Raw genomic sequence first — 13,030 nt, 5'->3', positions numbered from 1 at the left:
CCGATCAAGCATGTGGTGCAATAGGCGGTATTGCGTTTTTCGATAGTGGTGGGCCGATGTCGCGTCTCGATCTGGAATGGCTGGCGGTGTTCGACGAGATCTACAAGACCGCCAGCGTGTCCCGCGCGGCCGAGCGGCTGGGCATGGCGCAGGCGGCGGCCAGCACCGCGCTCAACAAGCTGCGCGCCCACTTCGACGACCGGCTGTTCAGCCGCACCGCGCGCGGCATGCTGCCCACGCCGCGGGCCGAGGCGCTGTACCCTGCGCTGCGCGAGGTGCTGGCCCGGCTGGAGGGCGCCCGCACCGGCCGCCAGGCCTTCGTGCCGGAGAGTGCGGCGCGCACCTTCCGCATCTGCATGACCGACATCAGCGAGATCGTGCTGCTGCCCGTGCTGCTCAACCACCTGCGCACCGCCGCGCCGCGGGTGCGGATCGAGGTCGAGAAGATCGGCACCGACAGCGCCCGGCGGCTGGAAGAGGGCGAGGTGGATCTGGCCGTGGGTTTCATGCCGCAGCTCGACGCGGGCTTCTACCAGCAGGTGCTGTTCGCGCAGAACTTCGTCTGCCTGGCGGCGGCCGACCACCCCCGCATCGGCCGGCGGCTGACCAGGGCGGCCTACGGGCGCGAGAGCCACCTGGTGGTCACCGCCTCCGGCACCGGGCACGCGATCGTCGACAAGGTGCTGGCGAAGGCGGGCGTGGAACGCGACATCGTGCTGCGGGTGCCGAGCTTCCTGGGCGTGGCGCGCATCGTGGCCGAGACCGAACTGCTCGCCACCGTGCCGCTGCGCTACGGCCAGGTGATGCAGACGCGCGAGCGCATCCGCATGCTGGCCCTGCCGCATCCGCTGCCGCGCTACGAGGTCAAGCAGCACTGGCACGAACGCTTCCACGCCGACCCGGGCAACGCGTGGCTGCGGCGCACCGTGGCCGAGCGGATCGGCGGCGCCTGACGCACAGGGCGGCGGCGCCCGGCGCCACCGCAGCCGCAGGAAGGCGCCGGTGGGGGCTGCGTCAACCGGTTACGTATCGGGTCCCGACCGCCGCGACACTGGCCGCCTTCGCCCTCCACCGCCCACCATGAGATCGCTCCGCAGCCAGTTGATTTTCTTCTGGGTACTACTGTTCGCCATCTGCGCCACCCTGGCGGTGGTGATGGTGTCGGTCTACCGGGACAGCGCCGGCGCCCAACTGGCCGCTGGCCGCGCGGCGGCGGAGCGCTCGTGCGGCGCGATCGCGGCGCGCTATGCGCGCTCGGTGCCGCAGCCGCCGCCCGTGCAGCCGCAGATCGACCTGCTGCAGGTCCTGCTGCAGCTGGTGCTGGTGGAAGCGCCGCACGTCGAGGGCGGCATCTGGCAGGGCAAGGGCGGCTTCCTGGCCTACGCCTATCCCACCTACGAAGGCAGCGGCGTGAAACGCGACATCCCGGCCGCCGAGCAGCCCCTGATCCTGGAGATGGCCGAGCTGGCCGCCCGCAACCGCGAGCAGGAAACCGACGTGGTACGCGGCAGCCGCGAGGCGCTAATCGTCACCGCGTGCCCCCTGGTCTCGCCCGATGGCGACCTGGTCGCCTGGACCATGACCCGCACCCATGCCGGCGCCCTGGCGGCCGAGAACAGCCTGCGCGTGGGCCTGGGGGTGCTGCTGGTGGCGGTGGTGGCGTCGGGCGGCTGGCTGGGGCTGATCCTGCTGCGCGGCCTGCGGGCGGTGCAACGGCTGGAGACGCGCCTGGCCGCGGCCGAGGGCGACGCTGTGCCGGTGCTGGAGCCGACCGGCGTGCGCGAGATCGACCGCATCGTCGACGGCTTCAACCGCTACCGCCTGCGCTTCGAGGAAACCCGGGCCCAGCTGCGGGCCGCGGCCCAGCAGCGCAGCCGCGACCAGCGGCTGGCCGCGCTCGGCCGCATGACCGGCGGCCTGGCCCACGAGATCCGCAACCCGATCGCCGCGATGCGCCTGAAGGCCGAGAACGCGCTGGCCGCCGCGCCCGATCGCCAGCCCGCCGCGCTGCGCGCGATCGTCGGCCAGATCGACCGGCTCGAGGGCCTGGTGCAGAGCCTGCTGGCGCTGGTGCAGCCGCTGCACCTGGTGCCGCAGCGGATCGACCTGCCGGCCTGGCTGCAGGAGCGGCTGGACGCCGTGACACCGCGCGCCGCCGAGCGCGGCGTGGCGCTGGTGCTGCGACCCGGCATGCCCGGCCATGCGGTGTTCGACCCGCAGCACTTGGCGCGCGCCATCGACAACCTGCTCGACAACGCGGTGCGCCATGCGCGGCAGGGCGGCACGGTCGCGCTGGGCGCAGCGGTGGAGCCCGCCGACCGGCTGGTGCTGCAGGTGGACGACGACGGCCCGGGCGTCCCCGAGGCGCTGCAGGCCCGGCTCTTCGAGCCCTTCGCCACCGGCCGCGCCGACGGCACCGGCCTCGGCCTGGCGCTGGCCCGCGAGGTGGCGCTGGCCCACGGCGGCGACCTGCAGCACGTGCCACTGGGCGGCGCCGCCGCGATTGCCGCCGCCGATTCCCCCACCGTCGGCGGCGCGGATGCCGCCCCGCCGACCCCCGGTACCCGCTTCGCACTGGAACTGCCATGGCACGCCTCCTGATCGTCGACGACGACAACGCCTTCCGCGAGACCCTGGCCGAGACGCTGGAGGGCCTGGACCACACGGTGGACCAGGCCGCCAGCGGCGCGGAGGCGCTGGAGCGCATGCCGCGCCAGCGCTACGACGCGGTCTTCCTCGACCACCGCATGCCCGGCATGGACGGCCTGCAGACCCTGGCCGCGCTGCAGGCCCGGCTGCCCTGCTTGCCGCCGGTGATGGTGCTCACCGCCTACGCCAGCGGCGCGAACACGATCGAGGCGATGCGCCTGGGCGCCTTCGACCACCTGGCCAAGCCGATCGGGCGCGACGCGGTGATCGAGGTGCTGGCCCGCGCGCTGCGCCAGGAGAAGGCCTGCCCCGGCACGGCACGCCCTGCCGCGGGCGCCGAGGCCGATGACGAGGACGCGCTCGTCGGACCGAGCCAGGCGATGCGCGAGGTGCACAAGCGCATCGGCCTGGCGGCGGCCAGCGCGGTGCCGGTGCTGGTACTGGGGGAGACCGGCACCGGCAAGGACATGGTAGCCCGCGCATTGCACCGCCATTCCGACCGGGCCGATGCGCCCTTCGTCGCGATCAACTGCGCCGCCATCCCGCCCGAACTGCTGGAGAGCGAGCTGTTCGGCCACGTGCGCGGCGCCTTCACCGGCGCCACCGGCGACCGGCCGGGGTGCTTTCGCGCCGCCGACCGCGGGGTGCTGCTGCTCGACGAGATCGGCGACATGGCGCTGCCGGTGCAGGCCAAGATCCTGCGGGTGCTGCAGCAGGGCGAGGTGACGCCGCTCGGCAGCCACCGCACGGTGAAGGTGGACGTGCGGGTGGTCGCCGCCACCCACCACGACCTGGCCGCCGCGGTGCGGGCCGGGCGCTTCCGCGAAGACCTGTACTACCGGCTCGACGTGCTCTCCATCCGGGTGCCGCCGCTGCGCGAGCGCCTGGCCGACATCGTACCGCTGGCCGAGCATTTCCTGCGCCGCGCGGCCGGCGCCGCAGCGCCCAAGGCACTCTCGTCGGACGCGGCGCAAGCCCTGCTCCAGTACCGCTGGCCGGGCAACGTGCGGGAACTGCGCAACCGGATGGAGCGCTGCCAGGCCCTGGTACGCCATCCGGTGATCGGCGCGGCCGACCTGCAGGGCGACCTGGCGCAGGCGGACCCGGCGGTCGATGCCGGCGGCAGCGGCGCGGATGCGGTGGCGGCGTTGCCGCCCGAATGGTTCGACGCCGAACTGCCGGTGGCCGTGGAGCGGCTGGAGCGGCTGATGGTCGAGCAGGCCCTGGCACGCGCCCAGGGCAACCGGGCCGAGGCCGCGCGCCGGCTGGGCATCCACCGCCAGCTCCTGTACCGCAAGCTGGCGCAGTACGGGCTGGAGTAGCCGGACGGGCGGCAGGCCGCGCGAGCGGTTCGGCCCGGTGCTCCATCGCCCCCTGCGATGCTGCCACCTGTCCCGGCAGCGGACACATCCTGTCCGCATTGCATCCACCCCCATCCCACGTGCAGCCGGCGCCGCCCGGCAATTCCCCGGTGTCGGCCTACGGGCACGGCTCTTGAGTGCCACCACACTTCGTGCGCGCCGCAGGGCGTGCCCCGTCGTCTCGTTTTTCTCTTTCCCATGACCGATTCCTCCGTCCGTCCCGCTGCCTCGTCCACCGCCGGATCGGCATCCACCACTGCATCGCCCGAGGATGCGCCCGCGGGCGGCAACGGCCTGCTCTGGGTGCTGCTCGCGGTGGCCGGGCTCTTCGTGGTGCTGCGGCCCCGCGCGCCGATGGACTACTTGCACCTGGTCGACTGGCAGACGGTGGGCGCGCTGGCCGGCCTGCTGGCGATCACCCAGGGCGTGGAGAAGAGCGGCATGCTGCAGGCGACCGCACAGCGGCTGCTCGGCCGCATGACCGACCTGCGCAGCCTGGCCCTGCTGCTGACGGCCGGCGCCGCCGTGCTGTCGGCCCTGGTGACCAACGACGTGAGCCTGTTCCTGCTGGTGCCGCTGACCCGGGTGCTGGCCACCCAGGCCGACCTGCCGCTGGCCCGGCTGGTGGTGCTGCAGGCGCTGGCGGTGAACGCCGGCTCGGCCCTCACGCCCATCGGCAATCCGCAGAACCTCTACCTCTGGCACCGCTCGGGCGACAGCTTCCTGGGCTTCATGGGGATGATGGCACCCACCGTCGCGATCATGCTGTTCTGGCTGTTCGTCGCGGTCTGGGTGCTGGTGCCGCGCACCGCCATCGCGCTGCGGCCGGCCGGCGAGGTGCCCGCGGTGCAACCGCGCATGCTCGCCCTGGCCGGCGTACTATTCGTCGCCTTCGTGGTGGCGCTGGAGCGGCACTGGCTGCTGGCGGGCCTCGGGCTGGTGTTCGGCGCTTTCCTGGTGTTTTACCCGCGGGTGCTGAAGGGCGTCGACTGGGCGCTGCTCGCGATCATCGCGCTGATGTTCGTGGACCTTCGCCAGCTCGCCGAGCTGCCCGCGGTGGCCGATCTGCTCAAGCACGCCCCGATCGCCGAGGGCTGGCGCGCCTACCTGGCGGCCATCGTCGCCTCGCAGTTCATCAGCAACGTACCGGCCGCGATCCTGCTCGACGGCCCGGTGCGCGACCTGCCCGCGCTGGCCGCCGGTGTCAGCGTGGGCGGCTTCGGCTGCGTGCTGGGCTCGCTCGCCAACCTGATCGCGCTGCGGCTGGCACGGCTGCCGAACGGGCTGCGCGAATTCCACAAGCTCAGCATCCCGTTCCTGCTGGTGTGCGCCGTGTCGGCGGTGTTGCTGCGGCTGGGATGAGCGTTGTCTTCAAAACGGACGCAACGGTGTCCTCGCGACATGCATACGGTCCACGAGGGACGTCGTAAGTCGTTGATTCGCAAAGGCTGGCAGGCTGGCACGTGTTGTGAGTGGCATTCGGCACATCACTTCGTGGAGAACCCCATGCATATCCGATTCCGTCCCCTGGCGCTGTGCGCCTCCGTCCTCTTGATGGCGACGGCATGCGCCCAGCTGCCGCCGCCGCCGGTGGCACCCGGCGGCGCGCCGCCTGCGCCCAACGGCGTGCCGCCTGCACCTGATGGCGTACCTCCCACGCCTTCCGGCGCATTGCCGCCACTTGCCGGCGTGCCGCCGGTTCCGGGCATGGCGCCTCCACCTGCGAATGCAGGGGTCGATGTCATGTCGCCGGTGATCTCGGGTCGTCTGCAGCGCTGGCTGGTGACTCCCAACGGCACGGTGGACGGCTTCCTGCTATCCGACGGCACGCAGGTGAATTTCCCGCCGCACCTCTCCGCCACGCTGCTGCAGTCCGCCAGGATCGGCGACACGGTACAGGTGTCCGGCTGGCGCACGCCCCAGGTGCCGGTGCTGCGCGCCACCCGCATGACGGTCGGTGGTCGCACGATCGAAGACACGCCGCCGGCCGTCGGCATGCCGCCTCCGGTGCCGCCCGAGGCCGGCGCACTGGCGGCGCTCAGCGCCAGCGGGCGGGTCGAGCGCCTGCTGTACGCACCGCGCGGCGAACCGAACGGCGTGCTGCTGGACAACGGCAGCATCGTGCGGTTCCCGCCGCATGTCGGCATGGCGATGGGTGCGTCGCTCCAGCCGGGCAGCACGGTCTTCGCCCGCGGCTGGGGCAGCCGGTCGGCGCAAGGTACCGCCCTCGAAGCCACGGCCCTCGGCCCGACGGCCGAGACGGCGCGCGAGCTCTTCGCGGGTCCCGGTGTGGAGCCGCCGGTCGCCGGCCCTCGCGATGCGCGTGGTCCTCGCGGTCCGCGCGATCCCGGTCCCGTCGGTGCCGCGGGAATGCCGCCTCCGCCGGTCGGCGGTGCGCCAGCGGCGCCCCCCGTCGGTGATGCGCCCCCACCCCCACGGCCCGCATCCTGAGCCGTGACCCGCGCCGTGCAAGCCCGGCGCGGACGTTCCGCACTTTTCCGCTCCCTTTCTTTTCATTTCATACGAGATTTCCATGAACACTCATTCCGCCGCTACCGCTACTGCCAACGCCCGCTCGGATACCGAAGCCAAGGTCAAGGCCAACGAAAAGGCCAAGGCCGAGGCTCCCGCGAAGGACGATGTTAAGAAGGCCGCCCCCGCCGAAATCGACGTCTGGTCCGTCGAGGGGACCTTCCAGCACCTGGTCTACAGCCCGAAGGGCACCGTCGAAGGATTGGTCATCGAGACCGACGGCGCACCGGCGCAGTTCGTCTGCGACGGCCACGACCCGGCCGCCTCCGCAGGCCTGGACAAGCTGAAGGCCGGCCAGGCCGTGGTGCTCGAGGGCACCGTGGCCGAGCCCTCGCCCAAGGGCAAGCCGGCCCACGAGGTCTACCAGCTCGAGCGCCTGGTGTCGGTGGACGGCAAGCCCGTCGCGCCGGACCACAAGCCGGCCGACGTGTCGGGCACGGTGGTGCGCTTCAACTACGCCAAGCACGGCGCGCCGAACGGCGTGGTGCTCGACAGCGGCGACTTCGTGCACACCAAGCCCGACGGCCTGGAGCGGCTCGGCCTGAAGCTGGGAGACACCGTCAAGGCCGAAGGCGACGCGCGTCCGCTGGCCGGCGGCGCCGGCCGGGTGGTCGAGGCCCGCACCGTCAACGGCAAGCCGGTGGCGGCGCCCCGTGGCTGACGCCGCCGTCGCGATGCCCGGCCGGCCCGCGCCGGCCGGTGCTTCCACCGGCAACGCCAGCGGATCCGCCGGCGGCGCGGCACTGCCGCGGTCGCTGATGGCCCTCACGCTGCTGGCCTTCTTCATGGCCGACGTGCGCGACGGCCTGGGGCCTTTCCTGGCCACCTATCTCCAGGAACACAAGGTGCAGCAGGAGCTGATCGGTTACACCATGACCGCCGGCGGCCTGGCCGCGGTGGCGATGACGCCTGTGGCCGGCGCCTGGGTCGACCGCTCGACTGCCAAGCGCACGATGACGGTAGTGGCGGCGATCGCCATCCTGGCTGCCAGCGCGGTGGCGTTCTCCACGCTGGACGACCGGTGGCTCATCGCCTCGCAGATCGTCACCGGCGTGGCCGGCGCGCTGCTGGCGGCGACGATGGCGGCGCTCACCCTGGGCCTGACCCGGGCGTCGGGCTTCAAGCACCAAACGGGCCGCAACGAGGCCTGGAGCCATGCCGGCAACATGGTGTCGGCGATCGGCGCCGGTCTGATGGCGCATCTGTTCGGTGCCCCGTGGATGCTCGCGGTGATGGGCGCGATGACCGTCGGGGCGGTGCTGTCGGTGTTGGCGATCCGCGCGGACGATATCGACCACCAGGCCGCGCGCGGCTGCGAATCGGCCGAGGCGGTGGGCGAGTCGGCGGAGCAGCAGGACAGCGACGGCGGCTGGGTCGCACTGCTGCGCAACAAACCCCTGTTGCTGTTCGGCATCACCTGCATGTTCTTCCACCTGGGCAACGGGGCGATGCTGCCGCTGCTCAACCAGCGCCTGGCCGCCACGGTGGCCGATTCGGCGCCGTTGCTCTGGACCGGCATCGCGATCGTGGTGGCGCAGATCACGATGATCCCGGTGGCGCTGTGGGTGTCGCGCAGCAAGCGCTTCGACGTGTCCTGGTTCGTCTTCGCCGCGATCCTGGTGCTGCCGGCCCGTGGCGCGCTCGCCTACCTGATCGCCGCCGACTGGGGCAACGTGCCGGTGCAGATCCTCGACGGCCTGGCCGCGGGGGCGCTGGGCGTGGCGACGCCGCTCATGGTGCAGCGCTTCACCCAGGGCAGCGGCCGGTTCAACACCGCGCTGGGCTTCGTGATGACTTTGCAGGGCGTCGGTGCGGCCCTGAGTCCCACGCTGGCCAATTCGATCGTGGGGAGCGAACAGCGATTCGGCCTGGCCTTCATGGTGCTGTCGTTCGCCGCGGCCGTGGCGCTGCCGATGTTCTGGTGGGTGCAACGGCACGCTCCGGCGATCCACGGCACCCAGACGGCACAACCCGCACAAAGCTGATGCTATGAAAATAGTAGCATGCAGTCGGCGCACGGCGCCGGCTGCGGCTACTTTTCTTCCAGATAAGGCTGCAGGTAGCGGCCGGTGTGGCTGGCCGGGTTGAAATCTGCCGCTTCGAGGACCTTAAGGAGCAAGTGGTTAGCGCTTCTGGTAAGGGTGACGGCAGTGAGCATGGAAACGATGGCCATCGTTGCGGCATTGAGAGAGGTGCGGCGCTGAAGAATGCGGACTCAAGTCGAGAGTTTGCGTCTGCTTACTTCCCCTGATCGGGTGATAGAGAACAAGGCGGGCGGTTGAGTGATGTGCGACTGGCGGACGATTTCGGTGTACGCCGCGCAGACGATGCGACCCGTTTCCTCGGCGGTCAGTCCACCTTGGCTTAGCACGAACATCATCAGCTTAGCCTCGACGAGCGCGCGATGCTCATTGATCCTGTAGCGGATGCGCTGATCGCGCGTGAGGATCAACCAACCGTTGTTTTTGACGGCAGCGAGCCAGACTTCGTCGGGCGTGTCATGCTGAAAGAGCCGGTTGTGCGGGACATAGGGAATGCCAGCTGTATCCAGTGCCGCGCCCAGCTTGCCGCTCCACGCGCAACGGTCAATGAACAGAACGGGCTGTTGTACGGTCGTCGCGGCAGGAAGCGCAGCGTTCGCCAAGATGCGTCAGGCGGCAAGCTTTTGAGTGAAGCGTAAGGCCTCGTCAATATCGGTCTCGGCGACCCCGTAGTCCTGCGCCATTTCTGCTACCGAATCGCCCGCCATGAAGCGATCACTGATGACGGCGGTCATCACCCCGGCATTCAGCAGTATCGGCCGGCCGAAGGAAATCTCCGGATCGATCGCAACAGCTTTGGGTTGCTGCGCAATGTCGGGCGAAATACGGCTGTAAGGGAACAGGCGAACCGGGCCGCCTTGCGCGTTCCGGTCGATGCGTGCCAACGCTTGCTGGAACTCTCCGCGCAATGCGGTTTGCCCGTCCCGCGACACGTTTATGAGTTGCGACGCCTTTTCGATGAAAAGATCGACGCCGTTGGTCATGAACGCTTGCGCAATCAGGGGGCGGTCTTGCTTCAACTGGCTGCGCACGTACTCCAGGCTGCTTCTGACCGTTGCCATGTTGATGAGGTGGTGACGACGGATGACAGCCAGCACGTGCAACTCGCACAGGTTTGTGAAGGACAGAAACCGTCCCTGCTCGTCAGCTGGTTTCACCAAGGGTTTGAAGCTGCGACCTGCGCCTGTGCCCTGACCGAAACACCACGCGCCTACGGTCGTCTTTGGAACGCCAAGCACGGCGGCAACTTCCGAAGCTTTGTAGGCCGGCTGCTCGGCCGGAGGGATGCGATGGATGAAGGTACGCTCCATATGGAATCGGTTGTTGCCGCAGCACGTATGGGCCGTTGGAGGCCGATAGTGCAGCTGATATCAATTTTATAGCTGCTGGCGTCCGCTGGGCGAAGGGTGCAAGTACTTTTCGCTTGAATCCTTCGGCTCGAGCATACGCTGCAGGTACCGGCCGGTGTGGCTGGCCGGGTTGGCGGCGATGTCTTCGGGCGTGCCTTCGCCCACCACCAAGCCGCCGCCGGCCCCGCCTTCCGGGCCCATGTCGACCACCCAGTCGGCCGTCTTGATCACGTCCAGGTTGTGCTCGATCACCACGATGGTGTTGCCCGCGTCGCGCAACTGGTGCAGCACCTTGAGCAGCAGGTCGATGTCGGCGAAATGCAGGCCGGTGGTCGGCTCGTCGAGGATGTAGAGGGTGCGGCCGGTGTCGCGCTTGGAGAGTTCCAGCGCCAGCTTGACCCGCTGCGCCTCGCCGCCCGAGAGCGTCGTGGCGGCCTGGCCGAGCGTGATGTAGGAGAGGCCCACGTCCAGCAGCGTCTGCAGCTTGCGGGCGATGGTGGGCACCGCGCTGAAGAAGGTGTTGGCCGCCTCCACCGTCATGCCCAGCACCTGGGCGATGTTGCGGCCCTTGTACTGCACCTCCAGCGTCTCGCGGTTGTAGCGGGCGCCGTGGCAGACGTCGCAGGGCACGTACACGTCGGGCAGGAAGTGCATCTCCACCTTCACCATGCCGTCGCCCTGGCATGCCTCGCAGCGGCCGCCGGCGATGTTGAAGGAAAAGCGGCCCGGGCCGTAGCCGCGCTCGCGGGCGGTGGGCACCTCGGCGAACAGCTCGCGGATGGGGGTGAACAGGCCGGTGTAGGTGGCCGGGTTGCTGCGCGGCGTGCGGCCGATCGGCGACTGGTCGACGTTGATGACCTTGTCGAAGTACTCCATGCCCTCGATCGCGTCGTGCTCGGCCGGCTCGTCGTGGGCGCGGTAGAGCTGGCGCGCCACCGCGGCGTAGAGCGTGTCGTTGACGAGCGTCGACTTGCCCGAGCCCGAGACACCGGTCACGCAGGTGAGCAGCCCCACCGGAAACTCGACGCTCACGCCGCGCAGGTTGTGGCCGGTGGCGTTGACCACCCGCAGCGCCTGCAGCGTGCCCTGCGTGGCCTGGTGGGCGGCCTGGCGTTCGGCCCAGGCCACGGCGGCGGCGCTGGCGCGGCCGGTCTTCTTGGCGACCTTGGCCTCGGCCTTCGCGCCGCTCTGCAGCACCGGCAGCCAGGCGGTGCGGTGCGCGGGCACCTCGATCCGTTTGGTGCCCGCCATGTACTGGCCGGTGAGCGAGTCGGGGTTGGCCTGCACCTCCTCGTAGGTGCCCTGGGCCATCACCCGGCCGCCGTGCACGCCCGCGCCGGGGCCCATGTCGATCACATGGTCGGCGGCGCGGATCATGTCCTCGTCGTGCTCGACCACGATCACGCTGTTGCCGATGTCGCGCAGGTGGCGCAGCGTGTTGATCAGCCGGTCGTTGTCGCGCTGGTGCAGGCCGATGCTCGGCTCGTCGAGCACGTACATCACGCCGGTCAGGCCCGAGCCGATCTGGCTGGCCAGCCGGATGCGCTGCGCCTCGCCGCCCGAGAGCGTCTCGGCGCTGCGGTCGAGGCTCAGGTAGTTCAAGCCCACGTCGTTCAGGAACTTGAGCCGCAGCCCGATCTCGCGCACGATCTTGTCGGCGATCTCGGCCTTGGCGCCGGTGAGCGCCAGGCCGCCGAAGTAGGCCTGGCTGTCGCGCAGCGTCATGTGGCTCACCGTCTGGATCGGCAGGGCGTCGGGGCCTTCGCCCAGCCGCACATGGCGCGCTTCCAGCCGCAGCCGCGCGCCGTGGCAGACGGGGCAGGGCTGGGTGCTGCGGTAGCGGGCCAGCTCCTCGCGCACCACCGTCGAATCGGTCTCGCGGTAGCGGCGCTGCATGTTGGGGATCACGCCCTCGAACGGGTGCTTCTTGCTCAGCTTCTTGCCGCTCTGCGGGCCCGATTCCAGGGTGTAGCTGAACTTGATGTCCTCGGTGCCCGAGCCGTGCAGCACTACCTGGCGCGCCGCGGCAGGAATGTCCTCGAAGGCGGTGTCGAGCGCGAAGCCGTAGTGCGCGGCCAGGCTCTCCAGCATCGCGAAGTAGAAGGCGTTGCGCCGGTCCCAGCCCTTGATGGCGCCGGCGGCCAGGCTCAGCGTCGGGAAGGCGACGACCCGCACCGGGTCGAAGACTTCCTGCAGGCCCAGGCCGTCGCAGGCCGGGCAGGCGCCCACCGGCGAGTTGAAGGAGAAGAGCCGCGGCTCCAGCTCGGCCAGCGACCAGGCGCAGACGGGGCAGGCGAAGCGGGAATTGAAGAGATGCTCCACGCCGGTGTCCATCTCCAGCGCCACCACGCGGCCGGCGCCCTCGGCCCCGCCCACCCGCAGCGCGGCCTCGAAGCTCTCGGCCAGGCGCTGCTGCATGTCGGGCCGCACCTTGATCCGGTCGATCACCACGTCGATGTCGTGTTTTTCGGTCTTCTTGAGCGCCGGCAGGTTCTCGTGCTCGTATATCTGGCCGTCGACCCGGAAGCGGACGTAGCCGCCGGCCTGCATCTCGGTGAACAGCTCGGCGAACTCGCCCTTGCGGGCCCGGGCCATCGGGCACAGGATCATCAGCTTCGTGTCTTCCGGCAGGGCCAGCACGCTGTCGACCATCTGCGAGACGGTCTGCGACTGCAGCGGAACGCCGTGTTCGGGGCAGTGCGGCGTGCCGGCGCGGGCATACAGCAGGCGCAAGTAGTCGTGGATCTCGGTCACGGTGCCGACGGTCGAGCGCGGGTTGTGGCTGGTGGCCTTCTGCTCGATGCTGATCGCGGGCGACAGGCCCTCGATCACGTCCACGTCGGGCTTGTCCATCAGCTGCAGGAACTGCCGCGCATAGGCCGAGAGGCTCTCGACGTAGCGGCGCTGGCCCTCGGCGTACAGCGTGTCGAAGGCCAGGCTCGACTTGCCCGAGCCCGACAGCCCGGTGATCACCACCAGCTGGTGGCGCGGGATGTCGAGGTCGATGTTCTTCAGGTTGTGGGTGCGCGCACCGCGGATGCTGATGCGCTGCTCGCGCAGCACCCGTGCCAGGTGACGGCCTTCGTCCTCGGGCGCG

General features: G+C 70.2%; 11 protein-coding genes. 7 read left to right on the top strand and 4 right to left on the bottom strand.

The genetic code is table 11. From position 1 onward, the window contains the following. Positions 1-56: 56 nt before the first annotated feature. The 7 genes from ASE76_RS06650 (at position 57) to ASE76_RS06620 (ending at position 8,527) form a co-directional block, all read left to right on the top strand. Positions 57-953 (top strand): LysR family transcriptional regulator, encoded by an 897-nt coding sequence (locus ASE76_RS06650; RefSeq protein WP_055836662.1) that lies wholly within the window; start codon positions 57-59, stop codon positions 951-953. 127 nt (positions 954-1,080) lie between these two features. Further along, on the top strand, positions 1,081-2,601 hold the full coding sequence (locus tag ASE76_RS06645; RefSeq protein ID WP_082448099.1) for a HAMP domain-containing sensor histidine kinase: 1,521 nt from the start codon (positions 1,081-1,083) through the stop codon (positions 2,599-2,601). Then, entirely contained in the window at positions 2,586-3,971 is a 1,386-nt protein-coding gene (locus ASE76_RS06640; RefSeq protein WP_055836659.1) for a sigma-54 dependent transcriptional regulator, read from the top strand. Before ASE76_RS06645 ends, ASE76_RS06640 begins: the two co-directional genes overlap by 16 nt. Positions 3,972-4,208: 237 nt before the next feature. Beyond that, positions 4,209-5,372: an SLC13 family permease gene (locus tag ASE76_RS06635; protein ID WP_055836657.1), complete on the top strand. Its 1,164-nt coding sequence runs from the start codon at positions 4,209-4,211 to the stop codon at positions 5,370-5,372. A 144-nt stretch (positions 5,373-5,516) separates the two neighbouring features. Continuing rightward, positions 5,517-6,461, top strand: a complete 945-nt coding sequence (locus ASE76_RS06630; protein ID WP_156362551.1) for a hypothetical protein — start codon at positions 5,517-5,519, stop codon at positions 6,459-6,461. Positions 6,462-6,543: 82 nt separating this feature from the next. After that, the gene (locus ASE76_RS06625; protein ID WP_236698364.1) at positions 6,544-7,203 is read left to right on the top strand and encodes a hypothetical protein; all 660 of its coding nucleotides are present in this window, start codon (positions 6,544-6,546) and stop codon (positions 7,201-7,203) included. Next, positions 7,196-8,527, top strand: a complete 1,332-nt coding sequence (locus ASE76_RS06620; RefSeq protein ID WP_236698363.1) for an MFS transporter — start codon at positions 7,196-7,198, stop codon at positions 8,525-8,527. Before ASE76_RS06625 ends, ASE76_RS06620 begins: the two co-directional genes overlap by 8 nt. Before the next feature lie 47 nt (positions 8,528-8,574). On the opposite strand, the gene ASE76_RS20460 is transcribed toward ASE76_RS06620, so the two are convergent. From ASE76_RS20460 to uvrA, 4 genes are all read right to left on the bottom strand, one after another. Then, complete coding sequence (locus tag ASE76_RS20460) at positions 8,575-8,715, bottom strand: hypothetical protein (RefSeq protein ID WP_156362550.1); 141 nt, start codon at positions 8,713-8,715, stop codon at positions 8,575-8,577. Positions 8,716-8,757: 42 nt separating this feature from the next. Then, positions 8,758-9,186 carry a hypothetical protein gene (locus ASE76_RS06615; protein WP_055836654.1) on the bottom strand — a complete coding sequence of 143 codons (429 nt, stop codon included), beginning with the start codon at positions 9,184-9,186 and terminating at the stop codon, positions 8,758-8,760. Positions 9,187-9,192: 6 nt separating this feature from the next. Beyond that, positions 9,193-9,894 (bottom strand): DUF433 domain-containing protein, encoded by a 702-nt coding sequence (locus ASE76_RS06610; RefSeq protein ID WP_055836652.1) that lies wholly within the window; start codon positions 9,892-9,894, stop codon positions 9,193-9,195. Between the two features lie 66 nt (positions 9,895-9,960). Further along, entirely contained in the window at positions 9,961-13,005 is a 3,045-nt protein-coding gene (gene uvrA / locus ASE76_RS06605) for an excinuclease ABC subunit UvrA (RefSeq protein WP_055836758.1), read from the bottom strand. Positions 13,006-13,030: the final 25 nt, after the last annotated feature.

Source organism: Xylophilus sp. Leaf220 (genome assembly GCF_001421705.1).
GTDB lineage: Bacteria > Pseudomonadota > Gammaproteobacteria > Burkholderiales > Burkholderiaceae_C > Xylophilus.
This window is presented reverse-complemented; position numbering and strand designations above follow the sequence as displayed.

Coding starts and splice junctions, on each gene's coding strand:
- ASE76_RS06625 (WP_236698364.1), top strand. CDS start 6,544: ATGAACACTCATTCCGCCGCTACCGCTACTGCCAACGCCCGCTCGGAT.
- ASE76_RS06645 (WP_082448099.1), top strand. CDS start 1,081: ATGAGATCGCTCCGCAGCCAGTTGATTTTCTTCTGGGTACTACTGTTC.
- ASE76_RS06630 (WP_156362551.1), top strand. CDS start 5,517: ATGCATATCCGATTCCGTCCCCTGGCGCTGTGCGCCTCCGTCCTCTTG.
- ASE76_RS20460 (WP_156362550.1), bottom strand. CDS start 8,715: ATGGCCATCGTTTCCATGCTCACTGCCGTCACCCTTACCAGAAGCGCT.
- ASE76_RS06640 (WP_055836659.1), top strand. CDS start 2,586: ATGGCACGCCTCCTGATCGTCGACGACGACAACGCCTTCCGCGAGACC.
- ASE76_RS06650 (WP_055836662.1), top strand. CDS start 57: ATGTCGCGTCTCGATCTGGAATGGCTGGCGGTGTTCGACGAGATCTAC.
- ASE76_RS06635 (WP_055836657.1), top strand. CDS start 4,209: ATGACCGATTCCTCCGTCCGTCCCGCTGCCTCGTCCACCGCCGGATCG.
- ASE76_RS06610 (WP_055836652.1), bottom strand. CDS start 9,894: ATGGAGCGTACCTTCATCCATCGCATCCCTCCGGCCGAGCAGCCGGCC.